The organism is Myroides sp. WP-1, assembly GCF_014145635.1.
In the GTDB taxonomy this organism is placed as follows: Bacteria; Bacteroidota; Bacteroidia; order Flavobacteriales; family Flavobacteriaceae; genus Flavobacterium.
Genome location: NZ_JACHTC010000002.1, coordinates 87,574 through 114,490, shown reverse-complemented (window position 1 = coordinate 114,490; position 26,917 = coordinate 87,574). Strand labels below are relative to the sequence as shown.

General features: G+C 34.5%; 21 protein-coding genes and 1 pseudogene. 7 read left to right on the top strand and 15 right to left on the bottom strand.

Features of this window, described 5'->3' with window-relative positions:
* Nucleotides 1-4 precede the first annotated feature (4 nt).
* From nrfD to H4K33_RS02195, 3 genes are read right to left on the bottom strand one after another with little or no spacing between them, the layout of a single operon-like run.
* Nucleotides 5-1,414, bottom strand: coding sequence for an NrfD/PsrC family molybdoenzyme membrane anchor subunit (nrfD, locus tag H4K33_RS02205; protein ID WP_182646877.1), 1,410 nt, complete (start codon nucleotides 1,412-1,414; stop codon nucleotides 5-7).
* 40 nt (nucleotides 1,415-1,454) lie between these two features.
* Nucleotides 1,455-4,505 carry a TAT-variant-translocated molybdopterin oxidoreductase gene (locus H4K33_RS02200; protein WP_182646876.1) on the bottom strand — a complete coding sequence of 1,017 codons (3,051 nt, stop codon included), beginning with the start codon at nucleotides 4,503-4,505 and terminating at the stop codon, nucleotides 1,455-1,457.
* A 37-nt stretch (nucleotides 4,506-4,542) separates the two neighbouring features.
* On the bottom strand, nucleotides 4,543-5,823 hold the full coding sequence (locus H4K33_RS02195) for a c-type cytochrome (RefSeq protein WP_182646875.1): 1,281 nt from the start codon (nucleotides 5,821-5,823) through the stop codon (nucleotides 4,543-4,545).
* Nucleotides 5,824-6,042: 219 nt separating this feature from the next.
* Between H4K33_RS02195 and H4K33_RS02190 the strand changes: the two genes are divergently transcribed.
* Nucleotides 6,043-6,423, top strand: coding sequence for an SPOR domain-containing protein (locus H4K33_RS02190; protein ID WP_182646874.1), 381 nt, complete (start codon nucleotides 6,043-6,045; stop codon nucleotides 6,421-6,423).
* A 61-nt stretch (nucleotides 6,424-6,484) separates the two neighbouring features.
* Here H4K33_RS02190 and leuS read toward each other — a convergent pair whose 3' ends face one another.
* The 3 genes from leuS to H4K33_RS02175 form a co-directional block, all read right to left on the bottom strand.
* Entirely contained in the window at nucleotides 6,485-9,298 is a 2,814-nt protein-coding gene (leuS, locus tag H4K33_RS02185) for a leucine--tRNA ligase (RefSeq protein WP_182646873.1), read from the bottom strand.
* Nucleotides 9,299-9,444: 146 nt separating this feature from the next.
* Nucleotides 9,445-10,836, bottom strand: coding sequence for a S41 family peptidase (locus tag H4K33_RS02180; RefSeq protein ID WP_182646872.1), 1,392 nt, complete (start codon nucleotides 10,834-10,836; stop codon nucleotides 9,445-9,447).
* A gap of 148 nt (nucleotides 10,837-10,984) precedes the next feature.
* Complete coding sequence (locus tag H4K33_RS02175) at nucleotides 10,985-11,818, bottom strand: LytTR family DNA-binding domain-containing protein (protein ID WP_182646871.1); 834 nt, start codon at nucleotides 11,816-11,818, stop codon at nucleotides 10,985-10,987.
* A 291-nt stretch (nucleotides 11,819-12,109) separates the two neighbouring features.
* Here H4K33_RS02175 and H4K33_RS02170 point away from each other — a divergent pair, with 291 nt between their 5' ends.
* From H4K33_RS02170 to truB, 4 genes are read left to right on the top strand one after another with little or no spacing between them, the layout of a single operon-like run.
* Entirely contained in the window at nucleotides 12,110-12,991 is an 882-nt protein-coding gene (locus H4K33_RS02170; protein WP_182646870.1) for an ABC transporter permease, read from the top strand.
* A gap of 2 nt (nucleotides 12,992-12,993) precedes the next feature.
* On the top strand, nucleotides 12,994-13,239 hold the full coding sequence (locus H4K33_RS02165) for a DUF3098 domain-containing protein (RefSeq protein ID WP_182646869.1): 246 nt from the start codon (nucleotides 12,994-12,996) through the stop codon (nucleotides 13,237-13,239).
* 11 nt (nucleotides 13,240-13,250) lie between these two features.
* A complete protein-coding gene (locus H4K33_RS02160; protein WP_182646868.1) occupies nucleotides 13,251-14,060 on the top strand; it encodes an undecaprenyl-diphosphate phosphatase in 810 nt (269 codons plus the stop codon).
* A 2-nt stretch (nucleotides 14,061-14,062) separates the two neighbouring features.
* Nucleotides 14,063-14,764, top strand: a complete 702-nt coding sequence (gene truB, locus H4K33_RS02155) for a tRNA pseudouridine(55) synthase TruB (RefSeq protein ID WP_182646867.1) — start codon at nucleotides 14,063-14,065, stop codon at nucleotides 14,762-14,764.
* 153 nt (nucleotides 14,765-14,917) lie between these two features.
* Here the strand turns inward: truB and H4K33_RS02150 are convergent, their stop codons facing one another.
* From H4K33_RS02150 to H4K33_RS02125, 6 genes are all read right to left on the bottom strand, one after another.
* Nucleotides 14,918-17,122 (bottom strand): peptidase domain-containing ABC transporter, encoded by a 2,205-nt coding sequence (locus H4K33_RS02150; RefSeq protein ID WP_182646866.1) that lies wholly within the window; start codon nucleotides 17,120-17,122, stop codon nucleotides 14,918-14,920.
* A gap of 3 nt (nucleotides 17,123-17,125) precedes the next feature.
* Nucleotides 17,126-18,055 carry a hypothetical protein gene (locus H4K33_RS02145; protein ID WP_182646865.1) on the bottom strand — a complete coding sequence of 310 codons (930 nt, stop codon included), beginning with the start codon at nucleotides 18,053-18,055 and terminating at the stop codon, nucleotides 17,126-17,128.
* A complete protein-coding gene (locus H4K33_RS02140) occupies nucleotides 18,052-19,428 on the bottom strand; it encodes a radical SAM/SPASM domain-containing protein (RefSeq protein ID WP_182646864.1) in 1,377 nt (458 codons plus the stop codon). The genes H4K33_RS02145 and H4K33_RS02140 overlap by 4 nt, the downstream gene beginning before the upstream one ends.
* Before the next feature lie 73 nt (nucleotides 19,429-19,501).
* Nucleotides 19,502-19,675, bottom strand: coding sequence for a hypothetical protein (locus H4K33_RS02135; protein WP_182646863.1), 174 nt, complete (start codon nucleotides 19,673-19,675; stop codon nucleotides 19,502-19,504).
* 66 nt (nucleotides 19,676-19,741) lie between these two features.
* Nucleotides 19,742-22,129, bottom strand: a complete 2,388-nt coding sequence (locus tag H4K33_RS02130) for an outer membrane beta-barrel family protein (RefSeq protein WP_220485285.1) — start codon at nucleotides 22,127-22,129, stop codon at nucleotides 19,742-19,744.
* Between the two features lie 171 nt (nucleotides 22,130-22,300).
* On the bottom strand, nucleotides 22,301-22,930 hold the full coding sequence (locus H4K33_RS02125; RefSeq protein ID WP_182646861.1) for a response regulator transcription factor: 630 nt from the start codon (nucleotides 22,928-22,930) through the stop codon (nucleotides 22,301-22,303).
* Between the two features lie 282 nt (nucleotides 22,931-23,212).
* On the opposite strand from H4K33_RS02125, the pseudogene H4K33_RS02120 reads away from it, so the two are divergent.
* Nucleotides 23,213-23,515, top strand: a pseudogene (locus H4K33_RS02120) (tRNA pseudouridine(55) synthase); the annotation flags it as partial.
* Nucleotides 23,516-23,571: 56 nt separating this feature from the next.
* Here H4K33_RS02120 and H4K33_RS02115 read toward each other — a convergent pair.
* Both H4K33_RS02115 and H4K33_RS02110 read right to left on the bottom strand, forming a co-directional pair.
* Nucleotides 23,572-23,952, bottom strand: coding sequence for a DUF779 domain-containing protein (locus H4K33_RS02115; RefSeq protein WP_182646860.1), 381 nt, complete (start codon nucleotides 23,950-23,952; stop codon nucleotides 23,572-23,574).
* Nucleotides 23,953-23,965: 13 nt separating this feature from the next.
* Entirely contained in the window at nucleotides 23,966-25,471 is a 1,506-nt protein-coding gene (locus H4K33_RS02110) for an aldehyde dehydrogenase family protein (protein ID WP_182646859.1), read from the bottom strand.
* Between the two features lie 193 nt (nucleotides 25,472-25,664).
* On the opposite strand from H4K33_RS02110, the gene H4K33_RS02105 reads away from it, so the two are divergent.
* Entirely contained in the window at nucleotides 25,665-26,288 is a 624-nt protein-coding gene (locus H4K33_RS02105; protein WP_182646858.1) for a YiiX/YebB-like N1pC/P60 family cysteine hydrolase, read from the top strand.
* A gap of 12 nt (nucleotides 26,289-26,300) precedes the next feature.
* Here the strand turns inward: H4K33_RS02105 and H4K33_RS02100 are convergent, their stop codons facing one another.
* Nucleotides 26,301-26,903, bottom strand: coding sequence for a thioredoxin family protein (locus H4K33_RS02100; RefSeq protein WP_182646857.1), 603 nt, complete (start codon nucleotides 26,901-26,903; stop codon nucleotides 26,301-26,303).
* Between the last annotated feature and the right edge of the window lie 14 nt (nucleotides 26,904-26,917).

Here is a 26,917-nt window from a genome sequence, read left to right as displayed (position 1 = left end):
CGAATTAGTGATTTAATGATTGATGACCTTCTTTACTATCTCTTTCTTTTTTGTAGTATTCACCTGATGATTTCAAGATAGTTTTCACCTCTGCTTGCGCAATTACAGGGAAACTTCTTGAGTATAACAAGAATAACACGAAGAAGAAACCGATTGTTCCAATATAAATACCAGCATCAACGAAAGTTGGTTGGAACATTGTCCAAGATGACGGTAAGTAATCTCTGTGTAACGAAGTAACGATAATTACGAAACGCTCGAACCACATCCCTACGTTTACTACGATTGAGATAATAAACGAAGCCATGATGTTTGTTCTAATTTTCTTCACCCACATAACTTGTGGAGAAATTACGTTACATGTCATCATCAACCAGTAAGACCACCAGTATGGACCAGATGCACGGTTTAAGAAAGCGTATTGTTCATACTCTACTCCTGAATACCAAGCCACCCATAACTCTGTAATATAGGCTACCCCTACTACAGATCCAGTAATCATTACGATGATGTTCATCAACTCAATGTGTTGAACCGTGATATAATCTTCCAAGTTTGATACTTTTCTCATGATGATCAACAACGTGTTTACCATTGCGAATCCAGAGAAGATTGCACCCGCAACGAAGTACGGAGGTAAGATTGTTGTATGCCATCCTGGGATCACTGAAGTAGCAAAGTCAAAAGATACAATCGTATGTACCGAAAGTACAAGTGGAGTAGCTAAACCAGCTAATACCAAGTGAACTTCTTCGAAACGTTGCCAATCTTTTGCTCTTCCTGACCAACCGAAAGATAAAATTGAATAAACTCTTTTTGTAAATGGAGTGATAGCTCTATCACGTAACATAGCGAAGTCAGGTAATAAACCAGTCCACCAGAAAACTAATGACACTGATAAGTACGTAGAAATCGCGAAAACGTCCCATAATAGCGGTGAGTTAAAGTTTACCCATAACGAACCGAATTGGTTTGGAATAGGTAAAACCCAGTATGCTAACCAAGGGCGTCCCATATGTATAATCGGGAATAAACCAGCCTGAACTACCGAGAAAATTGTCATTGCCTCTGCAGAACGGTTAATAGCCATTCTCCATTTTTGTCTGAATAATAATAATACAGCAGAAATTAACGTACCGGCGTGACCGATACCAACCCACCAAACGAAATTGGTAATATCCCAAGCCCATCCAACAGTTTTATTTAATCCCCAAGTACCTATACCTGTTCCTACAGTGTAAGCCATACAGCCTACACCCCATAAGAACGCTAACAAAGCAATAGCGAATACTCTCCACCATAATTTATTTGCTCGTCCTTCAACAGGTCTAGCCACATCCACAGTTATATCGTGGTAAGATTTCTTACCGATAACTAAAGGTTTTCTAATGGGTGCTTCGTAATGTGACGACATAATCCTTTATATGTTTCTTTAATTAATAATTCTTTTTAAACTAGATATTTCTAACCTTAACATGGTAGAATACATTTGGTTTTGTACCAATGTGCTCTAACAGGTGGTATTTTCTATCTGATTCAGCTAATTTAGTAATTTCTGATTCTTTTTCATTAACATCTCCAAATACCATAGCTCCACTTGAACATGCAGCAGAACAAGCAGTTTCGAATTCGTTTGGACGAACCGCTCTACCTTCATTCTTCGCTTTCAAGATTGTTGCTTGTGTCATTTGAATACACAATGAACATTTCTCCATTACCCCTCTTGAACGAACTACTACGTCTGGGTTTAATACCATACGTCCTAAATCGTCATTCATGTGGTAATCGAACTCGCTATTTTGAGCATATAAGAACCAGTTGAAACGTCTTACCTTATAAGGACAGTTGTTTGCACAGTATCTAGTTCCAACACAACGGTTATAAGCCATATGGTTTTGACCTTGGCGTCCGTGTGATGTTGCTGCTACTGGACATACAGTCTCACAAGGTGCGTGATTACAGTGCTGACACATTACAGGTTGGAAAACAACTTGTGGATTATCTGCAGGGTGCTCTAATTCCATATAAGCAGAACGAGCTTCTGAGAATCCTTTTGCGTTAACCTTTTTGTCTACGTCTGCAGCGAAAGTATCTTCTGATGAATAATATCTATCAATGCGCAACCAGTGCATATCTCTACTTCTTCTAACCTCTGATTTACCAACTACTGGTACGTTATTTTCAGCGTGACATGCGATAACACATGCTCCACATCCTGTACAAGCATTTAAATCAATTGATAAGTTGAAGTGGTGACCTACTGTACGGTCGAATGATTCCCAAATATCAACAGATGCAGCTCTTACTTCTTGGTGATCATAAGAAACCATTGGGAAGATATTCCACTCCTCAACATCTTTTGTATTGAAAATTTCTAATGTAGTATCTTTAACGATATCACCTCTACTCATTAACGTGTTTTGTAACTGAACACAAGCAAACTCATGGTTTCCTGATGCTTTCGCTACAGTAACATTTTGTACGTTATTGAAGTTGTGATATAATGTATATGCGTTTACCCCTACTTGCATATCTTCTTTCAAGCTTGCTTTTCTTCCGTAACCGAAAGCTAAACCAACTGTTCCAGCAGCTTGACCTGGTTGAATTAATGCAGGTACATTTTCTAAGGTAACACCATTAGCAGTAATTGTTACATAGCTTCCGTCTAATCCACCGTTAGCTACGTGGAAGTTTTCGATACCTAAAGCTTCAGCATCAGCGCGAGAGATTGTTAAGTAGTTATCCCATGAAACACGCGTGATTGGATCTGGAAACTCTTGCAACCAAGGATTGTTTGCTTGTTGTCCGTCTCCCATACCTGTTTTAGTATACAATACTAATTCAAGTCCTTCACCTTTTTTCGCTTTGCTTAAAGCAGAAACTGCAGAAGAGAAATCAGCAGAAGCTGATACTTTTGCGTTTTCACCTGATACAGCAAAACCATCGTGAACTAATTGATTCCAAGTTAACCCAGAAACATAAGAAGCACTTGTTGCTTTGATATAGTCATAATACGCTGTATTATTTCCGTTCCACAACAATAAAGCCTCTTGGAACTGTCTTGTATCAAATAAAGGTCTGATTGTAGGTTGTGTAACTGAATAGTGACCTTTTTTAATCATCACGTCACCCCATGCCTCTAAATAATGAGGAGCAGCCGCCGCGATTGTAGTCTCTAAAGCAGTTTCATCTTCTTTCATTGTGAAGCTAACTGAAGTTTTTACTTTTTTCAATCCTTCAACGAAAGCTGCATGATCAGCCAAAGTATACACAGGGTTAATACCTGACATAATTAAAGTATGAACTTTTCCTGCGTTCATTTCTTTAATTAATTCCGCTACTTTAGTAGCGTTACCTTGTCTTACATATTTTGTTTGTTCTGGCAAGAAAGCTTCTGCTTGTAACGCTTCGTTAATTGCTAAAACAACTAACTGAGCATTTACATCTTCTAAACCTGTAACAACAACTCCTTTTGAACCTGCCGCTTTTACTTGTTTAGCTGCTTTGTTGATTGCTTCATCGTATGCTGTATTCGCAGAAGAAACTGATCCTCCAACGATTGCGTTATACAATTTCACTAAAGCTGCTTTTTGTTCTGCAACAGTTACTGGAATACGAACGTCTGCATTTGCACCAGAAAGACTCATGTTAGCCTCAATCTGAATGTGTTTAGACATTACTCCATTTTTAGGAATACGATTTTGCGCATAAGCTGAATCGTATCCTCCACCTTGCCAATCTCCTAAGAAGTCAGCTCCAACAGAAACGATTACACTTGCTTTTCCAAAATCGTAATCTGCTAATCCGCGTTTTCCATATGCTTGTTCGTAAGCATCTGCAGCAGCAGAAGACGAAACAGCGTCGTACACAACGTGTTTAGCGTTCGGATAAGTTTCAATAAACTCTCCGATCAATTTATCAGTAGAAGGGCTCGCCATTGTATTAGTTAACAACACAACACTTCCTCCAGTTGATTTAGCATCTTGTAAACTTGCTCTTACCTTAGCATCTACCTCATCCCAAGAAGCATTTTTCCCTTCGATTTTCGGTGTAGTCAAACGCTTGCTATCATACATTGAAAGTACAGATGCATGTACACGCGCATTCGCACCAGAATATGCGTTTGCAAGTTTATTATTATCAATTTTGATTGGACGACCCTCACGAGTCTTAACCAAAACATTTACAAAATCAAATCCGTCTGCAATTGTAGTTGCATAGTAGTCTGCGATACCTGGGATAATCTCCTCTGGTTGAACCACGTAAGGAATTGATTTTATAACTGGTCCTTCACAAGCAGCTAATGTAGCTGCAGCTGTTGAAAAACCAACATATTTCAAAAAGTCTCGACGAGTTGTTGAAGAAGAAGACAATTTGTTTTTGTCTCCAAGAAATTCATCTGTAGGAATTTCCTCAACAAACTCATTGTTTCTTAGCGTCTCAACAATAGAACTATTATCATTCAGCTCCTCAACACTTTTCCAGTATTTTTTGTTTGATGCCATTGTATATAAATATTAGCTTCTTATTCTTAAATAATTCTTAATAGTGACATTTACCACACTCAAGTCCTCCCATTTGAGCAACTGTCAATTTCTCAACACCATACTTATTAGCAAGTTCTTCGTGGATCTTAGCATAGTATGCATTGTCTTTTAACTTCACATCTGTTTTTCTGTGACAGTCGATACACCATCCCATTGTTAATGGAGAATGTTGTCTCATGATTTCCATTTCCTCAACTGGTCCGTGACAAGTTTGACATTCTAAACCAGCAACATTTACGTGTTGTGAGTGGTTGTAGTAAACGAAATCAGGTAAATTATGAATACGAACCCATTTAACAGGCTTCTCTTTACCAGTATATTTTTGAGTTGAAGGATCCCATCCAACAGCGTCATATAACTTTTGAATTTCTGCAGTATAAAATTCTGGCGTGTATTTTCCGTAATCTGTTCCAGCATCACCTGTAAACTCGCTGATGTTTTTATGACAGTTCATACAAACATTCAATGATGGAATTCCAGAAGTTTTACTTGATCTTGCAGATGAGTGACAGTATTTACAATCGATACCGTTATCTCCTGCGTGAATTTTGTGAGAGAAGTGAATTGGTTGAACTGGTTCATATCCTTTATCTACTCCAATTTGCATCATAAATCCGTAAGCGAAATACGATCCAATTAAAACAAATACGATAGTAGAACAAATTACTAAGAATTGGTTTTTTACAAACGCTTTCCATACTGGAACTGTTTGACGAACTTCTTCTGTTAAACCATTTGCTTCAACAACTTTATTCAATACTTTTTTAACAAGGAAAAGCATCGTTACCAATAATAACAACACCACTACTAATGCTCCTAATACAATCATATTAGAAACTGCATCTCCACCACCTTGTCCCTGAGCGCCGTCTGTACTTGCAGTAGCAGCTGGAGCTTCAGCTTTTGGTTCAGATACATACGCCAAAATATCGTCAATATTTTGGTCAGATAAACCTGGGAAGTCGTTCATCACAACTTTGTTCCACTCGTTGAACAGTTTTACTGCACGAGCGTCACCAGATTTAATCAAAGATGAACTACTTTTAATCCACTTGTGTAGCCATTCTACATCCCCCTCGTGACGTTCAACAACTCCACGCAATGCAGGTCCTGTAGAAGCTCCGTCCAACTTGTGACATGCCGCACAGTTAGAATTAAACAATTCCTTACCTTTTGCTGCGTCCTGAGCAAACGAAATTGTAGAAAACGATAGCATTAATGCTAAACAAAAGAATAAAATCTTTGAAAACGAATTATGGTTACCCACTTTTTTCATAGTTATAAATTGATTTTCAACTAAACTTGGTCTTTTAATAACAGCGATAATCAACTATTATTCAATACACCTTATTTACAAACTCCGACAAAAATACAATTTATGCATAACTCTTAAAACCTTTAACGACCTTAATCTTTAATTTATACGCGTTCTAAATAAAGCTATCTCACGCAATTTTCAAGAATAATTGTAAATTTGCTTCAAATACATTTCATTATGAGAATTTTAAGAATATTTCCGGTTCTTTTTTGCTTGTTTTTTATGCATACAATAAGTTATGCACAAGAGAAAAATAACGCGATTCAAGAGCCTTTAGCCATAAAAAAACTCGTTGAAGCCAAAAGAAACACTACCTCTTCATCTTTGAATACGGATAAATACAATATTCAGATTTTTTACGGAAAAAACGATCAGGCAAAAGCAGCGTTAACTCGCTTTAAAAAACTGTATCCAGAGATGGAAGCTACAGTGATTTACTCCAATCCTTCATACAAGGTTTTGGCAGGAAATTTCAAAACGCGTTTAGAAGCTGAACGCCATCTTCAATCTATCAAAAAGGATTTTGAAAATTCACTACTGCTTCGTCCAGGAAAATAAAATAAAAAATCCCGTTGTACGTGTACAACGGGATTTTTTTTATCGCTACTTCTTGGATTTGCTATCCAACGATGTTTATAATTTTTCCTGGAACGACAATTAACTTTTTAGGCTCGCGTCCTTGTAATTGTGCTTGTGTTCTTTCATCAGCTAAAATAATCTTCTCGATTTCTTCTACACTTAGATCCAAAGCTAATTCAATTTTGAAACGCATCTTTCCATTAAAAGAAACAGGGTATTCTTTTGCCTCTTCAACTAAGTACCCTGCCTTAAATTCAGGGAATGGTTGATTGGAAATTGTTTCTTTATGTCCTAACATGCTCCAAAGTTCTTCTGCAATATGTGGCGCATAAGGTGCTATCAAAATAGCTAATGGTTCTAAAATTGCACGGTGGTGACATTTTTGTTGCCCTAACTCATTCACACAAATCATAAATTGTGATACAGAGGTATTGAACGAAAAGGCTTCAATATCTTCTTGTACTTTTTTAATTGTTTTATGAAGTGATTTATACATCTCTTTGGTTGGTTCTTCCTCAACCACGACAACAGCTGTATCATCCGCATATAATCTCCACAGTTTTTTCAAGAAACCAAACACACCTGAAATACCAGCCGTATTCCAAGGTTTTGCTTGTTCTAATGGACCTAAGAACATTTCGTATAAACGAAGCGTATCTGCTCCATATTCTTGACAGATATCATCTGGGTTTACCACGTTATAGTAAGACTTCGACATTTTCTCGACTTCATGTCCTACAACGTACTTTCCGTTGGCGTTACAAATAAACTCTGCAGTAGCGTAATCAGGTCTCCATGCTTTGAATCCCTCCATATCTAATTCAGACGAATTATTCACTAAACCAACATAAGCATACAACTGTTGAACCTTCTCCTCTTTAATCATATCTTTTGAAATGAAAGTATTCGTTCCTTCTATACGATAAACGAAAGCTGAAGTTCCCAAAATCATTCCTTGATTGATTAATTTTGCGAAAGGTTCTTCTGTAGGAGCTACGCCGATATCTTTTAAAAATTTATTCCAAAAACGGCTATACAATAAGTGACCTGTTGCGTGTTCACTTCCTCCTATATATAGATCAACATTTTGCCAATAGTCTAATGCTTTTTCTGAAGCGATAAATTCTTCATTTGTCGGATCCATATAACGCATCCAATACCAAGAAGAACCTGCCCATCCTGGCATTGTATTCAACTCTAATGCAAATACTGTTTTTTCATCAATTTGATCATTGGATACAACTTGGTTGTTAACGGTATCCCATGCCCATGTATGTGCGTTTCCTAATGGTGGTTGTCCATCTTCTGTTGGCAAGTACTTTTCAACTTCTGGCAATACGATTGGCAAATACGCCTTGTCAATCATCTTAGGCAATCCATTCACATAGTACACAGGGAAAGGTTCTCCCCAATAGCGTTGACGAGAAAAAACCGCATCGCGCAAACGATAGTTAGTCTTTCCTTTTCCTTGTCCTAGTTCTTCTATTGCAGCGATAGCTTTAGCTGAAGCTTCTTTGTACTCCAACCCATTTAAGAAATCTGAATTTTCCAATACAAAACCTTCTTTTTCTGCAAAAGCCTCTTCACTAATATCTTGATTGAAAATATTTTTAATTGCAATACCAAAGTGTTTAGCAAAGGCATAGTCACGCGTGTCTCCAGCAGGAACAGCCATAACAGCTCCCGTTCCATACCCGGCTAACACATAATCTCCAATCCAAATCTCAATAGGTTCTTTGGTAAATGGATGTTCTGCATAAGCACCTGTAAAAACACCTGATATTTTTTTCACATCAGCCATACGATCGCGTTCGCTTCTTTTTGAAGTTGCTTCGATATAAGCTTCAACTGCTTCTTTTTGCTGAGCTGTTGTGATTTTTCGCACTAAATCATGTTCTGGTGCTAATGTCATAAAACTCACACCAAAAATAGTATCAGGTCTTGTAGTAAATACTTCAATTGTATCTTCTGACTCTTTTACTTTAAAAACAACAGAAGCTCCGACTGATTTTCCAATCCAATTGCGTTGACTTTCTTTCAAGCTTTCTGTCCAATCGATTGTATTTAATCCTTGCAACAAACGCTCTGCATAAGCAGAAATACGCATGCTCCATTGTTTCATTTTTTTGCGCACCACAGGATGTCCTCCACGCTCTGACAAACCGTCTTTGATTTCGTCATTTGCCAAAACTGTTCCCAATGCAGGACACCAGTTAACTTCTGTTTCGGCCAAGTACGTCAAACGGTACTGTAACAAAATACGTTCTTTTTCTTCTGTTGAAAAAGCATTCCACGTAGACGCGGTAAATACTTCAATTGCATCATCACAAACCGCTTGAACACCCGCATTTCCATTTTGTTCAAATAAAGCAATCAATGTTTCGATAGATTCTGCCTTATCCGATACTTTATTGTACCAAGAATTGAACAACTGAATAAAAATCCACTGTGTATGTTTGTAGTAATCTGCGTTAGAAGTTCGAATCTCACGAGACCAATCGAAAGAAAAACCAATTTGATCTAATTGTTCTCTATAACGGGCAATATTTACTTCTGTTGTAATAGCGGGATGTTGACCTGTCTGAATAGCGTATTGCTCAGCAGGTAATCCGAAGCTATCATATCCTTGAGGATGTAATACATTAAATCCTTTGTGTCTTTTATATCTTGCAAAAATATCCGAGGCGATATACCCTAGAGGGTGTCCCACATGCAGTCCTGCTCCTGATGGATAAGGAAACATATCTAGTACATAGTACTTGGGTTTATCAGATTGATTTGAGGTTTTAAAAGTTTGATTGTCTTTCCAAAACTTTTGCCATTTTGCTTCAATTTCGCTTGGATTGTATTTCATAGTACAAATATCATTTATTACACCTGTTCTCCTTCGAACTACTCGAAAAAAAACGCCATCGTGTCGCAAAAATAAACTATATTATTAAGAAAGAGAAAACTTTAATTCACTTACTTACCACAAAACAACACAGAAGCGCTATTTGTTTATTTTTTAATTAGTCGTTTCATAACATAATCTAGGGCTTCATCGCTTGGTATCGCTATTGAAGGTTGCACTCCTAATTGATCCAATCGCTTTCCATCAGCCGTGTAATAATCGGCAGTCGGCAAGACCAGCGTAAATCCTTCTGCCAAAGAAAATCGCTCACTATTCAACATCGCACCTGCTGTCTTTTCTCCCACTACCAAAGCGCGCCTTTGTGATTGAAGTGCGTATACCAATGGTTCTGCAGTACTTGCCGTTTTTCCGTTGATTAGCACATACAAATCACCTGTAAACCTAGCCGTATCTGCTGGTTTTGCAAACAAGGAAATTCCTTCTTGGCGATGAATATTCGCCACCAATGCTGTAGCGTTTGGATCACTAAAAGCCCTAAAAGCTGATCGTTGGGCTGAAGTGGGTAATTGCGAATGATGATCAAACCATTGACGCGTCAAAAAAACACCTCCATCGTATGTTGCGGTGGCAACGTGATTGGCAAAAGTTAACCCCGCCTCAATGGAGCCACCTGTATTGTTTCTTAAATCAACAATCAGGTGCATTGTGTTCCGTTGTTCAATCAAGCGGAAAACATCTTCCATTTCCTCAGCCGAACCGCCAAAACTGCTAATTGTTAGCACGCCTATTCCCTCACCCTTATCTTCAAAACTCAAGTGTCTTTCTCTGACCTTCTCAGCTGTATTTTCCATTTGACCTCTCACTAACGCAAAATGAGAAAAAGGAAGTTTCTGTGCGTAGTAATAAAAAGCAAAAACAAGTTCCAAGTCATCATTAACTTCCGTGGAAAGATCTATCATTTTACTTTTAAACGTTTGCCATGGTTTGTCTTCAATCAAACGTCGATTATAAAGATATCGTTCTGTATCTTTAAATACCTGATCCAAAACACTTTGATAATCAGCTAAAGGCAAAGGTTCAACGAGTGGCACACCAGACATCGTTGCACGTACCGTTTCACTTTTTGTAGTCAAATTGACTTGCAGTTTTCTCTCTTCCACTGTTCCTTTAAAATAGTAATTACCCAAAGGGGAACGAAAGATTCCATCGAGTAACAAACGACCGTCTTCGCATGTAATTTTTCCTTCATCTACTACAATAAAGCATCCTTCTTTGAACGAAGAGGTAAACGTGCGACCTAAAAAGGAAGTCCAGCGACCTAAAATAATCTTATCAGCTCCTTTCCGCGTATGTGCGCGAAAGGTATTCTCTTCTGCTTCTATCGATAAAATCAAACGAACCTGACCGATATCAGGATGGCTGAATTCTACTTTCCAATCACCACGCAATAATGGATGCGGATGCGTTCCTTCTGCTTTTATTTGACAGCTAAAAAAGCTCAACACGCTCATCAATGCAACGATTAACATTCTTTTCATTTCCTATGTATTTTCAATTAACACAGCAAAACTGCACATTAAAACTACAGCCTAAACAAGTTTGGGATGAACAACAACGATTTGGGATGAACAGCAAGCACTGTGAGACATCCAACTAACGATATGCGAAGATGTACGAGTAAAAAAACTATTTTTGATATATTTTCAGCGCTTGAATGTACGTCCTTGAAACAGGAATTTCATGCTGAACCTCTTTCAAATACAATTTACCTCCTTGCGCATTGCCTTTTACATTTAGAAGATAGTTTACATTGATTAAGTAAGAACGATGACAATATTGTATTGCTTTCAAAGAAAGTTGTTCTTTTAACTTTTTCAAAGGCAAACGCATGAGTTGCTGCTTCATCTCCTCTCCTTCCAGGTAGTAAACGGTACAGTAGTTTCCTTCGGATTGTGCATAAACAAAATCGGTCTCCTGTAGTTGATATGTCTCTTGTAAAACGTCTGTTTTTATACTTACAACAGACACTTCTTCATCGGATTCTTGATCAGATTTTTGGTCATTTGTTTTACAACTAATCCCAAGAGGAGCACCTTCTCTGCCTTCGTTATCAATTACATACTGAAGTAAGCTGTGAATTGCATAAATTGGCAAACCGATCAACAAAGTATAAAACAACATTTCCAACCAGCCTAAAAAAGTTAAAGAATAGGCATAAATAACCTTGCTGTTATACCAATAGCTCCAAATCGAACAAGTAAACAAGACGAAACTGGCTTGTTTCACTTCTCTCTTCCAATTCCAAAGATTATGGGATTGAAGAAACAACAAATCACTAAGTAAAAAACTTGAAAAGCCAAAAAAACCATAAGGCAATAAAAGCAGATATTTATTGGTATGGACAAAGTTATACGTCCCGAAAGGTTGAAAAACCGCAATAAAAAAATAGCACAAACCGCCTAACAACAAGGAGGATAGCAGTGTGTTTCTCAACGATTTCCATTGTTCAAATAGCATCATGTTTCACGAAATAAACGAAGGTTTCTCCAGTGTATTTCTCAGCATTATCCACTAAATTATACTGTTAGGCTACTTATTTTCACCTCTTTTCCTAGGAGGAGGAAAAGTATTTCTTTCGTCATTTTTCATTTTCTTGCCTCGCATAATTCCTGATTCACTACCAATTTCCCTTCTATTATCATACAAAATACAAAGAAATAAACTATATTTATAACAATTAGAAAAGTTTAATCGTTATTATCTTTTAAAAACATTTTTGTTTCTTAATTTTACAGCTTTAAAAATTGCACTATGACGTCTACTTATGAAAAATACCAAAAGCGAAAACTAATTTCGTCTTATTTTTCTGTAATACTCAGTATTTTCTTGGTTCTCACCTTATTGGGGGCCTTGAGTTTATTTGTCATTAACTCAGAGCGAATCTCAAATAACTTTCGCGAAAATATTCCGATGACTATTTTCTTTACGGATAAGGCTTCTCAGGGTGATTTTGATCAATTTACAAAAGAGCTCAATGCGTCGCCTTATATCAAAACTTTCAATTTTGTTTCTAAAGAAGAAGCTGCTGAAAGTCAAAAGGAGGATTTAGGCGAAAATTTCCTAGAATTCTTAGGTTATAATCCATTGCAAAACTCATATGACCTTTACATCAAAGGAGATTATGTTGTTAGTGATAGTTTGGCAAACATCGAAAAAAGCTTATTAGAGACACCTCATGTTGATGAGATATTATACGACAAGCAATTAGTAGAGTTGGTGAATAACAATATTACGCGTATTACGAACTGGGTATTGATCATTGCTGGAGTTCTTACCATTATTTCCATGTTGTTAATCAACAGCTCTTTGCGTTTATTGATTTTTTCTAGTCGTTTCACTATTAAAACCATGCAAATGGTTGGAGCAACCAAACGTTTTATTCGCCGTCCATTTATTTGGCACAGCATTCGTTTGGGTCTTGTTGGCTCGATATTAGCAGTTATTGCTTTAGTTGCTTTAACGCTTTACCTCGATAAAAAATTTCCAGATCTAGAACTAAATCCTGCTACTAATTTTATTCCTTTAGTTGTTGTTGGACTAGGTCTAATCTTAATGGGTATTATCATAACAACCATTAGTACATTTTTCGCTACACAGCGATTCTTAAATCTTAAATCAGACGAACTTTATTAAATATGAAAAAAGACAATACCCCTTCCGGTTTTTTGTTTACCAAACAGAATTACACGTTGCTATTGGCTAGTTTTGCCCTTATTGCGTTGAGTTTTATCCTAATGGGAGGAGCTTCGAATGATGATCCTACACAATTTAATGAAGATATTTACAGCTTTAGACGCATCCATTTAGCTCCTGCAGTGTTCTTTATTGGCATAGGTGTTGCTGTATATTCAATTATCAAAAAAGACAAAAAACAATCATAACAAACTAATTTATGGATTTAATACAAGCCATCCTTCTAGCCATTGTAGAAGGACTTACTGAATATTTACCCGTTTCATCTACAGCTCATATGGTATTTTTGAGCTCCTATTACGGGATTCAGGAAGATGATTTCGTTAAACTTTTTCAAACAGCTATTCAATTCGGTGCAATTTTGGCCGTTGTTGTTTTATACTGGCGTAAGTTTTTTGATTTCACTCGTATTTCATTCTATAAAAAATTAATACTTGCTGTAATTCCAGCTTTGGTATTGGGGAAGCTTTTTGACGAAAAAATTGACGCTGTTTTAGGCGAAACTATTTACATTGCTATTATGCTTATTGTAGGAGGTTTTGTCCTCATTTTTATCGACAAATTCTTCAAAAATCCCAAAACTACTAGAGAAGAAGATATCACTGTAAAACAAGCGATAAGCATTGGTTTTTGGCAGTGTTTGGCCATGATGCCAGGAACGAGTCGTTCTGCTGCGTCTATTATCGGTGGAATGCAACAAGGATTGTCTCGTCAAGTGGCGGCAGAGTTTTCCTTTTTCTTGGCTGTTCCTACAATGGCTGCAGTAACGGTTTATTCAATTGTATTGAAAAAATACGAGTCTGGAAAAATGGGATATGAACTCCTTTTCGAAAACAGTGACAACTTAAAATTATTCCTTTTAGGCAATGTTTTGGCCTTTGTTGTGTCTATCGTTGCTATCAAATTCTTCATTGGAATCATTAAAAAATACGGATTTAAACCTTGGGGATATTACCGCATCATTGCAGGGGTTATCTTACTTGTTTACTTCGGATACTTAAAAAATTAAACATGCAATTTTCAGCAGAAGCTTTTCAGGAAGGTCAAGTCTTATTGATTGACAAGCCTTTACATTGGTCCTCTTTTCAAGCCGTAAACAAAATTAAATGGCTTTTAAAAAAAGAATATGGACTAAAAAAAATTAAAGTTGGTCATGCCGGAACTTTAGATCCCTTAGCAACCGGATTATTGCTAATCTGTACAGGGAAAGCCACGAAGACAATCACAGAATTACAAGGGCAAGAAAAAGAGTATACAGGAACTTTCTATTTGGGTGCTACAACACCTTCTTACGACTTAGAAACCGAAGTAAATCAAACCTTCCCTATCGATCATATTACGCAAGAGATGATCGAACAAACAAGAGCTAGTTTTTTAGGAACAACTCAACAACGTCCTCCAATTTTTTCTGCGTTGAAAAAAGACGGAAAGCGATTGTATGAACATGCAAGAAATGGAGAAGAGGTCGAAATTAGTACCCGTCCTATCACAATCTCCGATTTCGAATTAACGCGTATTGCTTTACCTGAAATTGACTTTAGAGTAGCTTGCTCAAAGGGAACGTATATTCGTTCACTGGCTTTTGATTTTGGAGAAAAACTACAAAGCGGTGGTCATTTAACGGCTTTACGCCGCACAAAGATTGGCAACTATGACGTGGCTAATGCATGGAGCATTGAAGCGTTTGAAAATGCGGTTGTTCATAACATATAGTATGAGCTACCGCATCTTTGACAAACAAGTTTATTAGAAACCAAAACGTTATAGTTCTATAATTTTTTTAATCTATTGCACTAAAAAAGTATGGAGTAACACACCTATGTGCTTCTATTGTTTTGGTTTATAAAAAAATCTGTTTTTTTATAATTAATCTCCTAGCGCTAGTTGATTTTTTACCAAATTGTAATATTCTCCTTTAATAGATACTAATTCCTCATGGTTGCCTTGTTCCAGCACTTTTCCTTTTCCAAACACAATTATATTGTCAGCATCTCTAACTGTAGAAAGTCGATGAGCTATAATTATAACAGTCTTACTCTTAAAAAAAATCTGTAAATTATCATGAATCTTTTTTTCGTTTTCAGCATCTAAAGCAGAAGTAGCTTCATCGAAAAAAATAAAATGCGGGTTTTTATATATAGCTCGGGCAATTAATATTCTTTGTTTTTGCCCTCCTGAAATTCCATTCCCTGCTGCACCTATTTTTGTATTAATTCCAAGAGGTAACTCGTTAATAAATTCATCTATATTAGCGATATTGATAGCATTTTTCATTTTTACATTATCAATTATTTCATCCCCCATAGCTATATTACGCTCAATCGTATCAGAAAAAATATATCCATCTTGCATTACGACTCCACAATTTTCCCTAATACTTCTTGGGGATAATTTAGAAAGATTCTCTTCATTATAATAAATATTCCCTTTTGTTGGTTCGTAAAACTTTAAAAGCAGTTTCATTAAAGTAGTTTTACCACTTCCACTCGCACCTACAATAGCTGTAACTTTTCCTTCTGGAAAGTATAAATTAACACAGTCTAATATAGTCCTAGATTTAGGTCCTTCATACTGAAAGGTTACATTGGAAAATCTAATTCCGTTTAGGCTATTCTTGTTATCTGACTTTTCAAAATTAATTTTGATTTTATTAAAATACTCTTGTTCTTCTTCTTTATGATTTTGAACATCATTTAGCCTAGCTAAACTGAGTTTAGCATCCTGTAGTGAACGAAAAAAAGAGATTAGTTGATTAATTGGTGAGTTCATTTGTCCAATAATATAAGATACGCTCAACAAAGCACCTAATGACATTTTACTATAGACAACTAAATATGCCGCAAAGAAAGTCACTATAATATTTTTTAATTGATTTATAAAATCAAATCCTGAAAGTTGTATTTGATCAAGTTTCAGAATACGCATATTAGTTTTAAAAAGTCTCTCCTGTATTTTTTCCCATTCTTTACGTTTAAAATCCTCATACTGATTCAATTTCATTTCTGAAGCGCCTTTGATTATTTCATAAATATTTTCTTGATTTTCACTTTTTTGTTGAAAACGAAAATAGTCTAATATTTTTCTCTTTCTCATCCAATAAAAAGACCACAAAATCGAAATTATGGTTAAACTAAAATAAACAACCATCATACAAAAATTATAATGCCACAAAACACCAAAAAAAACAAAAAAAGTCAGCATTGAAAACAAAGTCAGTAAACTATCAGAAGTTAAAAAATGTTCTATTTTTTCATGATCTTGAATACGTTGGCTAAAATCACCTGTCTTTTTTGTCTCAAAAAAAATAATAGGTAAACGAAGAGTCCTTTTTAAAAAATCGGATATAATCTTGATATTAATTTTTGTTCCAATGATAAGCATAATCCAATTTTGAAAAGCTGCAAAGACAATATTTCCAAAGAAAAAGGTTAGCTGTGCTAACAAAATAAAAGTTATCAATGATAAATTCTTTTTATTCACACCCTCATCTATTAATTGTTTAGTCAAAATTGGAAATCCAAGAGAGATAAAAGAACTAAGTGTTAAAAGTACAAACAACCAAAAAAAATATTTTTTAAATAATTTTAAATAATCAAATAGATGCCTCATACTTATTTTAACCAATTTTTTGTTTTTTTGTTCAAAAAAAAACGAAGTTGGTGTCAAAAAAAGCGATACTCCTTTGTCATCACTAGCCAACCAAGATGAAATGAAGTTTTCTTCTGACAGTGAAATAATCCCGTATCCAGGATCAGCAATTTTATAAATACTCTTTTTTGAAAAAAAATTTTTATGAATTTTATATAATACTACAAAGTGATTCCTGTTCCAATGTAAAATACAAGGCAGAAACTCATTATCAATATCGCTTGGCTTTAACCTAGCAGCCATAGTTTTAAAACCTAGTTTATTAGCTCCCTCACTTAGTCCCATTAATGACACACCTTCTCTTGTAATAAAGCATTGATCACGCAAAAACTGTAAGTCAAATTCTTTACCATGAAACAAAGCAACCATAGCTAAACATGCAGGACCACAATCCATTTGATCATGTTGAGGAATGAATTTCATAATTTAAACAGCTAGTTTAAGTACTTTTTCTATATATTCATCATGTAATTTTCTATTTATAATATTATTCTTATCTAAAGAATAAAGGAAAAAAAATTGTACCCCAGCTGGTAAAGAGCTTATATTTTTTGATAGGTTGTATGAACTCTCAATAAATTCACTTTTTTTATTTTTAATAAAATATTCGATATTCTGTTTTGCCATATTTAAATAAAAAAACTTTTTATTTTCCACTTGTTCTACATTCTTAAAAACATGATAAATCATATTGTTTTTTTCAAATTCCGACAATTCTTTATCATGTATGATTCTTTCAATTATACTATTTATAATATAATCCGCCCATTGCAGATATTCTGTATATCCCTCTTCAATAATCGATTTCATTTCAACTTTATAGACATCTTTAAAAGGTTTATTATTCACAATACAATTAATAGAATCAATAGCTAAAGAAAGTGCTGTTTGATAATCCTTTGCAGCAAATAGCACCCTATATTTATTAATTATTTGTTCAAATGTAATTGATAGCCTTAAATTCTCATTATCTCTTAAAATTGAATATGCCTGCAGTATTTCATCAGACAATAAATTCAAAGCTAGACTATAATTCTTCCTTTTGTAATGATAAAAAGCAACCATTGGAAGATACAAAAGTTTAAGGTGTTGGAAGAGATCATTAGACAATTGTGAATGAGCTACATCAACCTTAGAAATCCAAAATGCAGCAAGATCTAAATTATTCGTTCTACACAAGCTCAAGTTTTTTTCATATAAAGAAAAACAATAATATAAATCAATCGTATTTTCTTTATTTGAATTGTTAATTACTACATTTTTAATATCATAAAAAATATGTTTTCTCTCAAATTGATTCTTCTTTGTAGGAATTAAAATCTCTTTTTCTAAATTTGTTTTAATATCTAAAATCATCCTTTATTAATATTTAGTAATTCACCATCCTCAATATATTGCATAATAAGTTTATCCTCAATATTTAATTTGAAAGAAGGACATGCTCTAATTCCTTTAAACCATGATATTGGGCAATGCCCTCCACAAACCGGTAAAAACTCGCATGCATTACAATTCTCACTATTGTTATTTTTATTTCTTATATCATTATACCAATTTCTTAAAGGCATGTCTTGACTGTCTTTTAAATGAATACTTTGATCCGACACATTTCCAATTATCAAATCATTATTAGCTTCGAAATCTGGGGTATAAGGCACCTCCCAACAATATGATATTTCACCTTTTGCATCTATTAATTCGTTATTTTCTGAAGTAGTCATACAAGTACTAAAAGTTCTTTGAGGAACTAATTCATGCTTCCTAAAATTTAGCTCTTTCATTTTTAAAAACCACCCAATTTCTAAATCAGCAAAATGTGTCATGCTTAAACCTATTTTTTTATTTGCATTATTATTTCCCCAGTCATGAACAGCAGCAAAACTCATTTGTATTTTATCTTGAATTTTCAAATCATGAAAAAAATCTAATAATTTATCTACTTCTAAATAATTATTTTCATGAACATTAACACGAATTAGAATAGATACATTCTCTTTTTTATAAAGAGGATCATTAATAGCATTAACAATATTTCTCACAATAAACTCAAAAGTAGGTTCTTTCTTTTTCGTAAATCTACTGTTATCATGCGTATCTTGAGTTCCATCTATGGTAATTTGAAAACTTTTAATCTGCATATTTGCGACTAAATCTTGAAAATTTTTTCTATTCAAATTCAAACCATTTGTTATCATAGAAGCGCTGTAACTTAAATCATTATTACTACAAAAATTTAAAAGTCGCTCACTTAAATCCCTTATCGCATTGATTCCCATCAAAGGTTCAGCACCATACCAAACAATATCTAAACCTGAGTATTCCTTAAGAGATAGTTTATTTTTAATATACTCAAAAATTTTTTCTGACAAATCCTCCGTTATACTCAATTTACTGTGCACTTGTCCACAATACTCGCACCCCAATTGACAATTAGCAGAAGGAGTAATTGTCATGGATAAAATATCACTGTCTAATTTTGAAATTTCAAATTCATTTAATACGGTATCCAATTCATCTTCTAATTCAGGAACAACTATCTCAGAAAATATTAATCGATCTATTAGATGATCTTCTAAAGTAAAAAAATTATTGTTCATCAATTTTTTTATAGTTTCATTATTAAGTATGATGACATCTCCTGTTCTTGTAGAATATACTAATTTTTGACTCTCTTTATTATCAATAAAAGAATCTGTAATTATTACATATTTAGATAACTTATATTTCATATTTTTTTATTTTATTAAAATAGTAAATATTGATACAGGCAAAAAAATCACCTGTATCAACTTTTAGGTCGTTCTAATTATTTCCGTTACATGCAGAATTTTTTCCACACTTAGATTTTGTAGAACAAGGAATTTCTAACTTCCCTTGACCTCCTCTAATTCCATTTAGCATAGAACCTTCTATACTCTCAATAGATTTCGATTTTTTTAAATCATTTAATCTAGAAATTAAATCTTTGTTTTTCATAATTTAAAAAATTAATATTATAGATCTTTTTTTAATTTATAGTCCTCAGATCATTTGTTAGACTTTTTAGTTTAATCTATGTTTTTCTTCTTCATTACTAGTAGTTGTTTGTTTCAAACCGATATTTGAATTTCCTATTTTATAAGACAGAGAAAACACAACATATTGCGTGTCATAATATTGACGAAAAGATTGCGCAATATGTTGCGTCACATTTGAAATTTTAGCCCTATCTGACCCTAAAATATTATTAGCTTTTAACGTAGCTTGTAATTTTTTATCCTGCAAGAATACAGTAATACCTACCGCTAAATTAGAACTCGCACTTGTTTTACTTTCTATAAATTTCTTTGGAAAATCTTGTTCATAAACAACTTCAGCAAAAAGTGTTTTCTCTTTATTTAGCGAAAAATTTTGAGTTGTAGAAAAATAAGCTCCCCATCCAGAATACTTCTCCTCTAAATATGCTGTATTCGTCTTAGTTTGACTGTAAAACACAGTTAAATCAATAGCAGAATTCCACCAATTCAAAATATTAAAATTGGTATACTCATAAAAAGTAATATCATCTGATGAATAATAATTTAGCCTAATAAATTTTTGAAAATCATTTTCTTCATTATGGATGGTTAATTGACCAACCCCCTCAGTTGCTCTTGAAAATGAAATATTTGTGTAAAACAGATTTCCATACATATAGGATAGCTCTATATTATCTCGCAGAGAGGGTTGTAAGAAAGGATTTCCCTCTTCATAAGAATTTGCATTTAAATACCAACGAGCAGGATTTAAATTAGAATATAATGGACGTTCAACTCTTCTTCCATATTGGAAAAAAAAACTATGTACTTCATTTAATGCGTAAGAAATATAAAAAGTAGGAAATAGTTTTACATAATTATTCTTATTTGTTTGATTAATACTAGAAGAATACCCCTTATTTTGTGTTGCCTCAGCTCGTAGTCCTGCTTTTAGTTCCCATTTATCACCTAGAGTTCTATTTGCAGAAACGTAAATAGCTTGAATATTTTCCTCATAAGTGAATTTGTCCGTTTGATCAAAATCCTCTATACTAGAATCTGAAATAGCAATATGGTTAGTCGTTTTAGTAAAACTCATTTTCCCTCCTACCGAAAATGTACCCCAAGAAATGGGAAAATCTAGATCTAACTTACTTGATAAATTACCCGTATCTTGATTATTTTTATTAGTCCAAAGAGTATAAGGTTCTATTATGTTATGATAGATTCTTGTTTGATTAAACTGCTCATTTTTTTTATCAGAAGAATAGTTTAAATAATCTAAATCAACAGTGATCTTTGTACCTATTGTATCTAATTTAGAAAGAAATGAAAGTGTAAATCCGTGATTAGAATTCTCTTTTTCTATATACCCGAAAGATTCCTTAATCTTTTCTATTTCTTTGTTTTGTATGGAATAAATATCTATTTTCCCATATTGCTTCACCTTAGGTTTAGTACTATTTCCTAAGTATTGAAAACTGAACCTAGTTTTATCTGTTATATTATATCCTAAATTTAAAATAGCTCCAAAACTATATCCCTTGGTTTTATTGTAGACTTCACTTTTCCAATGCGCAGTAGGATAGTAATAATTTATATCATTTGTATAAACATCTTCTTTATGCAGAATTGACACATCTAAGAGGACACTAAATCTTTCTTTTTGATAATTGAAATTATTTCCTATAGAAAATGATGGATAAATTGCTTGTTTATAATTCGATCTAGCTGTATTGCTCCAACTATTTTTAGTTGTTTTTTTTAAATTAATATTAATCACCCCACTATCTCCTTCTGCACTATAGTTTGAAGGAGGAATAGTAATTACTTCAATATTTTTAATATTATCCGTTGCAATGCCTTTTAAAAAGTTTATCAAATCATCTCCTGATAATTCTACAAGCCTATCATCAATCATAATGGCCGCATTACTTTTACCAATCATGGCAATATTGTTATTTTGAACGCGCACACCGGGTGTTACTCTCAAAGCATCAAGCACATCTCCACCTGTTGAATTAATAGAATTTTCAACGTTAAAAATCAATCGATCTGCCTTTCTTTCAATTCGTTTCTTTTGTGTTGCTATTGTAATTTCATCTAGTAGCATGGCGTTATCTACCTCAACTACTCCTAAATCTATATTCTCTGTTAACACAATTTTCTCACTCAAAAACGCTTGTTCATAATTTTTTATAACCAATAGATAATTTCCGTTCTCTGCTGAAATTTTAAAATCACCTAAACTATCTGTATATACAGAACTAACTAATTCATCATTATCAGTTCTGGCTAAATAAACTAAAGCAAATGCTAAAGGATCCTTGTTTTGATCAATCACCTTTCCTGTTAACATGTGTTGCTGCGCGTAAAGAACACTGTCTAAACAACAAAAGAGTAATACACAAAAGGCAATAAGAGTAGATTTCATAATTTTTTTGTCCAAGTTTACATTAGTTAACAAATAAGCATATTTTCTTTTTTTCAACTTTATTCTAAACTACAACTAAAAAATTATCTAAAAAACTAAGAATAAACAACTTAACAAAAACAATATGTAGGATATTATTTTTGTTAAAATCCCGCATAATGAGAATTACAACTATAAAAGATTCTGTTTTTTAACCACTTGAATAAGCTCTAGGTTATCGCGAACGTCAAACTCTTTCAACATTTTACTAATTCGCTTCTGTACTGCACTATGACTTAGATTTACAACCTCCGGTAATTGAGAAACTTTAAATCCAGCCCCTAAATAACTCAGTATTTCTCTATTTTTAGATTCTAAAAGTGATGTGGTCTTTTGAAGTTGTGCGATTGCTTTTTTCACTCCATTACTATAGTAAGTCTCATTTATCCCTTCAGCGTTAACTATCGCTCTGAATTGATCAGGAGTAAAATCCGATTTTAGAATTAAAGCGTTGAGAATTTCTTGTTTATAAATATTGTACAACACAATAGAGGCTTTCTGACTGATTACCATAATAATCTTACAATCAGGAAAACATCTTCGAATAACTTTTGCACAATCAAACCCTGTTCGTATATTCTTTTCTTCAAAAGCTTCCATATTATGTCCAAGAATGGCTACATCAAATTTTAATCGTTGTAAAAGTTTAGTATAAACCTCCTCACAACTCTTTGCTGTGTAATACTTGTTAACAGAATTATTTAGGGCCAATATATAGCCATCCAAACACATTAGGTGATCATCCGCAAGTAATATATTCATCTTTATTCTTTTATTTGAAAGCAGTCAAAAAAGATTATTTTTTCGCTTGAAAAACAACCACCACTCACTTCTTTTATTATTTTAACAACCAATTTAAACACTTATTAAATAACCGAAAAACAATAAACATATTTTAACAAAATAAAAAGTAAAAATAATTAATATTAACGAATAAATATTAACTAATATTCAAAAAACAAAGATTTAAATCAAACCAAGGAGAGTAGAAAAATTACTCTATGTTATTTTTTATTCAACTTGAAGAACATTATATAACGATCTAAAAAAGACGGAAAGCGATTGTATGAACATGCAAGAAATGGAGAAGAGGTCGAAATTAGTACCCGTCCTATCACAATCTCCGATTTCGAATTAACGCGTATTGCTTTACCTGAAATTGACTTTAGAGTGGCTTGCTCAAAGGGAACGTATATTCGTTCACTGGCTTTTGATTTTGGAGAAAAACTACAAAGCGGTGGTCATTTAACGGCTTTACGCCGCACAAAGATTGGCGACTATGACGTGGTTAATGCGTGGAGCATTGAAGCGTTTGAAAAGAGAGTAATAGATTCTAAATCAATATAAAAAACAAGAGGCTACACTGTTAGTGTAGCCTCTCTCATTTGATCGTATTAAAGCAATTATTCATTTAAAATTACCTCCTCAAGCTGAGACAGCTCTTCCGGTGTAAACATACGATACGTTATTGTAAAGGTTTTTTGCTTGGGCGTTTCTAACGAAAAACCTCCTGCACCAAAACCATCCGTTACATCTAGAGTAAAATGAGCGTGTTTCCAATATTCAAAGAGATCGCGATCTACCCAAAAATCAAAACCGCATACCTCTCCGATCTTAACATCGCGGCGTCTCAAGTAATACCCTCCTTTGACAAAACACATGGGTTGTGTTCCTTCACAACAGCCTCCAGCCTGATAGAACATCAAATCTCCATTTTCGGCTTGTAGTTCTTGAATCAGTGCTTTTGCTTTTTCTGTTACATCAATACGGCTAACTTTTGACATCTCTTTATGTGTTTTAGAAAAATCCTAATTTGTTTTTATTATATGAAATCAACATATTTTTTGTCTGACGATAATGCCCTAACATCATTTTGTGATTCTCACGTCCAATACCCGATTGTTTATATCCACCAAAAGGAGCACCCGCAGGATAATTGTGATAGTTATTGACCCAAACACGCCCTGCTTTAATAGCTCTAGGAATTTGATACAACTGATGTGCATCGCGCGTCCATACTCCTGCACCTAATCCATATAGTGTGTCATTGGCAATTTCTATCGCCTCTTTCTCATCTTTAAATGTCGTTACCGCTAATACAGGGCCGAAAATCTCCTCTTGGAAAATGCGCATTTTATTATGTCCTTTAAACAATGTAGGTTGGATGTAATATCCCGTTTCTAAATCACCTCCTAAATGATGAACATCTCCACCTACTAGCACTTCAGCTCCTTCTTCTTTTCCTAATTTTAGATAAGAGCTAATCTTGTCATATTGAATTTTTGAAGCCTGTGCACCCATCATCGTTGTTGGATCTAATGGATTACCCATTTTTATCGCCTTCACACGTTCAATAACACGGGCGATAAATTTATCGTAAATACTTTCTTGAATCAGTAGACGAGACGGACAAGTACAAATCTCTCCTTGGTTAAAAGCAAATAACACCGCGCCTTCAATCGCTTTATCTAAGTACTCATCGTCGTGATCCATGATGGATTCAAAGAAAATATTAGGTGACTTTCCTCCTAGTTCAAGTGTCACGGGAATAATATTTTCTGTAGCATATTGCATGACTAAACGTCCAGTAGCAGTAGATCCAGTAAATGCAGCTTTACTAATTTTAGGGTTTGTCACTAGTTTTTGCCCCAATTGAGAGCCAAATCCATTGACGATATTAATTACACCAGCTGGAACAAGATCTCCAATTAACTCCATGAGAACCATAATCGAAATAGGAGTACTTTCTGCAGGTTTTAAAACCACACAGTTTCCAGCGGCTAAAGCAGGAGCTAACTTCCAAACTGCCATTAAAATCGGGAAGTTCCACGGAATAATTTGAGCGACAACACCTAGAGGTTCGTGAACAATCATAGAAACGGTATGCTCGTCTAACTCTACTACCGATCCCTCTTCTGCGCGTATTACCCCTGCAAAATAACGAAAGTGATCAATAGCAAGAGGAATATCCGCATTCATCGTTTCGCGAATTGCCTTTCCATTATCTACCGTTTCTACTTGAGCGAGATACGCTAAATTTTGTTCCATGCGATCAGCAATTCGATTTAAAATATTACTGCGTTCGGTTGCTGACGTTCTACTCCAAGTTTCAAAAGCTTTATCTGCTGCGTCAATAGCTAAGATCAAATCTTCTTCTGTTGAATGAGCCGCTTTAGTAAATGGCTTACCATTGATCGGCGTAATTGAATCTAGGTAGTTTCCCTTTACAGGATCAACAAACTGTCCATTGATATAGTTTCCATACTTTTCTTTAAACTTGGGAAATTGAATATTGTTTGACATAAATAATTCGTTTTTTTATGGTTAATTCCTCTAATATACAATTAATTAAAAGTCAAGCCAATGGCAACAAATGGATTGTGTAAAATTTAACATAACTAAAAAATATGCTTCTCTAATCTCTATTTGAAGGTTTCCGCTCTTTCATTGTGTATTGATACAGATAGTTTTACTTTTGTCAAAACACAGAACTTTTATGAAGAAAATAGTAGCGCTTATTGTATTACTCTGTACAATGAGCTACGGACAACAGACGACCTTTCAAGAAGGAGACTTGATTTTTCAAAACCTCCAATGCGGTCCTTTATGTGATGCTATTAACGAGGTAACTTTTGGGTACGAAGGATTAAATTTCAATCACATCGGCATGGTGATTGAACACGACGGAAGCTTACAAGTCATTGAAGCAACCTGGCCTGTGGTTTGCATTACGCCTTTAGACCAATTTTTGAGCAAAACACCAGAAACGATGTATTTGGGAAGATTGTTGCCTAAGTACCAAAAAATGATTCCAGCGGCAAAAGCATTCGCTATTCAACAAGTAGGAGTTCCTTATGATGACAATTACCTGTATGCGAATGATAAGTATTATTGCTCAGAATTAATTTATGACGCTTTTAAAACAGCAAATAAGAACAAAGAATTCTTCCCCCTTTATCCGATGACCTACCGTTCCAAATATACAGGACAGCCCTTTCCTGTTTGGGTAGAGTATTTTGAAAAACGCGGTCAGGTCATTCCTGAAGGCGCTTTGGGATGTAACCCAGCGGGAATGTCTTTATCAAAAAAAATCACTATTGTAGGTCCAATCGTACAATAGTGATGTTGTATTTTATTGATCAATAGAGGTCATCAGGGCAGCTACTTCTTGTTGCACTTGTTGACCTTTGTTTTTGGTGTACCATTTATTCAACAAAATGATTCCATCTTCATCAAATTTTCCTTTTTCGGTTTTATAATCGTTTACTAATTTCACAGCATCCGCAGGACGAGGTCCCCAATCGCCAACCACATTTAACGTATCCTTTTCTACAACGAGTAATTTGGGAATGGCTCTCCCTCCGTTGGTCAAATACTGATCCATCAATTCAAGGTGACGATCTCTAAATACAATGCGCAATTCAACCTTCGCTGTTAGTTCAGCCATTTTATTTAACATCGGTACAGATTGAGCCGCATCTCCACACCAGCTTTCTGAAATTACCAGCCAGATGTAATCACTTCCAAGATTTTCCATTACCAAAGCCACTTCAGGTTCTACTTGAAGCGTCTTATCTAAGCGATGTAAACGCGCCTCATTCAATTCCGCATAAGGCATATAATCTGCAGACAACTGCAATTCATCAGGATTATTTTGCAGTGCATCAGTAACATAAGCACGAAAATCTGCATAAGAAAAACTATTATTCAAGTCTTTTAAGTCAACTTTATTCATTTTTGTGTACTTTT

What these genes read in the sequence shown, in the direction of transcription:
- nrfD (WP_182646877.1), bottom strand. Translation starts at nt 1,414, where the DNA reads ATGTCGTCACATTACGAAGCACCCATTAGAAAACCTTTAGTTATCGGT.
- H4K33_RS02200 (WP_182646876.1), bottom strand. Translation starts at nt 4,505, where the DNA reads ATGGCATCAAACAAAAAATACTGGAAAAGTGTTGAGGAGCTGAATGAT.
- H4K33_RS02195 (WP_182646875.1), bottom strand. Translation starts at nt 5,823, where the DNA reads ATGAAAAAAGTGGGTAACCATAATTCGTTTTCAAAGATTTTATTCTTT.
- H4K33_RS02190 (WP_182646874.1), top strand. Translation starts at nt 6,043, where the DNA reads ATGAGAATTTTAAGAATATTTCCGGTTCTTTTTTGCTTGTTTTTTATG.
- leuS (WP_182646873.1), bottom strand. Translation starts at nt 9,298, where the DNA reads ATGAAATACAATCCAAGCGAAATTGAAGCAAAATGGCAAAAGTTTTGG.
- H4K33_RS02180 (WP_182646872.1), bottom strand. Translation starts at nt 10,836, where the DNA reads ATGAAAAGAATGTTAATCGTTGCATTGATGAGCGTGTTGAGCTTTTTT.
- H4K33_RS02175 (WP_182646871.1), bottom strand. Translation starts at nt 11,818, where the DNA reads ATGATGCTATTTGAACAATGGAAATCGTTGAGAAACACACTGCTATCC.
- H4K33_RS02170 (WP_182646870.1), top strand. Translation starts at nt 12,110, where the DNA reads ATGACGTCTACTTATGAAAAATACCAAAAGCGAAAACTAATTTCGTCT.
- H4K33_RS02165 (WP_182646869.1), top strand. Translation starts at nt 12,994, where the DNA reads ATGAAAAAAGACAATACCCCTTCCGGTTTTTTGTTTACCAAACAGAAT.
- H4K33_RS02160 (WP_182646868.1), top strand. Translation starts at nt 13,251, where the DNA reads ATGGATTTAATACAAGCCATCCTTCTAGCCATTGTAGAAGGACTTACT.
- truB (WP_182646867.1), top strand. Translation starts at nt 14,063, where the DNA reads ATGCAATTTTCAGCAGAAGCTTTTCAGGAAGGTCAAGTCTTATTGATT.
- H4K33_RS02150 (WP_182646866.1), bottom strand. Translation starts at nt 17,122, where the DNA reads ATGAAATTCATTCCTCAACATGATCAAATGGATTGTGGTCCTGCATGT.
- H4K33_RS02145 (WP_182646865.1), bottom strand. Translation starts at nt 18,055, where the DNA reads ATGATTTTAGATATTAAAACAAATTTAGAAAAAGAGATTTTAATTCCT.
- H4K33_RS02140 (WP_182646864.1), bottom strand. Translation starts at nt 19,428, where the DNA reads ATGAAATATAAGTTATCTAAATATGTAATAATTACAGATTCTTTTATT.
- H4K33_RS02135 (WP_182646863.1), bottom strand. Translation starts at nt 19,675, where the DNA reads ATGAAAAACAAAGATTTAATTTCTAGATTAAATGATTTAAAAAAATCG.
- H4K33_RS02130 (WP_220485285.1), bottom strand. Translation starts at nt 22,129, where the DNA reads ATGAAATCTACTCTTATTGCCTTTTGTGTATTACTCTTTTGTTGTTTA.
- H4K33_RS02125 (WP_182646861.1), bottom strand. Translation starts at nt 22,930, where the DNA reads ATGAATATATTACTTGCGGATGATCACCTAATGTGTTTGGATGGCTAT.
- H4K33_RS02115 (WP_182646860.1), bottom strand. Translation starts at nt 23,952, where the DNA reads ATGTCAAAAGTTAGCCGTATTGATGTAACAGAAAAAGCAAAAGCACTG.
- H4K33_RS02110 (WP_182646859.1), bottom strand. Translation starts at nt 25,471, where the DNA reads ATGTCAAACAATATTCAATTTCCCAAGTTTAAAGAAAAGTATGGAAAC.
- H4K33_RS02105 (WP_182646858.1), top strand. Translation starts at nt 25,665, where the DNA reads ATGAAGAAAATAGTAGCGCTTATTGTATTACTCTGTACAATGAGCTAC.
- H4K33_RS02100 (WP_182646857.1), bottom strand. Translation starts at nt 26,903, where the DNA reads ATGAATAAAGTTGACTTAAAAGACTTGAATAATAGTTTTTCTTATGCA.